The following is a 1,273-nucleotide window of genomic DNA, read 5'->3' as shown; positions in this document are numbered from 1 at the left end:
GGTCAGGATAGTCCCCGAGGCCCGCCCGGATGCTCATCTCTGTGTCCGCGAGGACCTTCGCGGCCTCGGCAGGCCGGGCTAGGGCTTGGCCGACAAGAGCCAGCGAAGTACGCCAGTCCGTGGCCAAAGGTCCGTCTGGATACGCCACCACGGGAGCGATCTTGGACAATTCCTCGTATTCGCTGCGCGTCAGTTTGGAGTGGACTGCGAGGATCAGGTCAGGCCCCATGCCTGTCAGGTCGTCAACTGGAAGGCCCTTCGCCTCGTCCAGAAGCAAGGGCGATTCCAAGCCGAAGGGGCGGAAAGCAAGGTCGAACCAAGGTGTAGAACCGTTTGGCTGAGCCCCCGAAAGCGGCATGGCTGTAGGCGCCACTCCCAGGGCCACGCAGATGTCATTGCTCCCAAGGCCGAGCGTAGCGATCCGCCGGGGTTCCCTATTTATTACCGTCGTGCCGAAGGCGTGCTTGACGGTGACCGGATATGACTTCTTGTCAGCAGTCGTCGAAGGCGATGCTGACCCCGAGTTCACGAACTGGCATCCCGCCAGACCGAGCGGAAGTACAGCCAGCCCCGCCAGAAATTGCCGTCGCCCAGCCAGCCGTCCGCTGCCGTCTTCGGTTTCTGCCATTGCTACAATTTCCAATCTGGTTGATGCCAAGTCACGTTGACGCTGGGCCGTCAATCTTCACGATGACAGGAAGGCTCTGGTCACATCAGGCTGCGCGGACCCGGACCGTCCTATAGCTTACCCAGTCCGGCAGCAGCATCCCCAACCCGGCAGAGCGGAACGCGCCTAGTCGCATCCGGTGAACTTGAATAGCTTGGCCGCGCCGTGCCGGGAAAGCAGCGTTGCCACCCCGCTCGCTTCGAGATTGTCAAGACCCGGAGCGGGGTGGGAGCCACCGTTGATCTCCTGCCCGCCAAAATCCAATACGTAGCTGACATGCAACGTCCGTACAGCGGGGCATACCGTCGGATTCGTTCTGGCTTCCCGCAGACTGTCGAGCACAATTTTGTCATTCAGGGTGAAGGTGCTGCTCAGCACGTGCAGCTGGATCGTACGTCGGTCGGCGAGTGCGTAAGCCAGGGCGCTGCCGTTCCATGCATTGGACGCCACCACTGCGTCCTCGGGAACCAGCGATTGCATGTCCCGCAGCACAGCCATTTCGTCACGTGTGATGAGCTGGGAATCAGCTGTCAGCTGATAACTGCCGTGGGCCTTGTCCGCGGCATACTGAACGCTTCCCAGCTGCGTCAGTAAAACCAAGACCAC

The 1,273-nt window shown here is 61.1% G+C and carries 2 protein-coding genes; both read right to left on the bottom strand.

Features of this window, described 5'->3' with window-relative positions:
* Window positions 1-628 (bottom strand): ABC transporter substrate-binding protein (locus AB4Y86_RS19120; RefSeq protein ID WP_441403699.1); only part of this gene is annotated, 628 nt, incomplete at its 3' end.
* A gap of 165 nt (window positions 629-793) precedes the next feature.
* Window positions 794-1,273, bottom strand: a 480-nt coding sequence (locus AB4Y86_RS19115; RefSeq protein WP_441403698.1) for a DUF6541 family protein, incomplete at its 5' end; no start/stop codon positions are given.

The sequence above is a fragment of the Arthrobacter sp. 2YAF22_2 genome, assembly GCF_052114645.1.
Taxonomy (GTDB): Bacteria; Actinomycetota; Actinomycetes; order Actinomycetales; family Micrococcaceae; genus Arthrobacter.
Note: the sequence above shows the minus strand (reverse complement) of the source record. Positions and strands in the feature narration are given on the sequence as shown.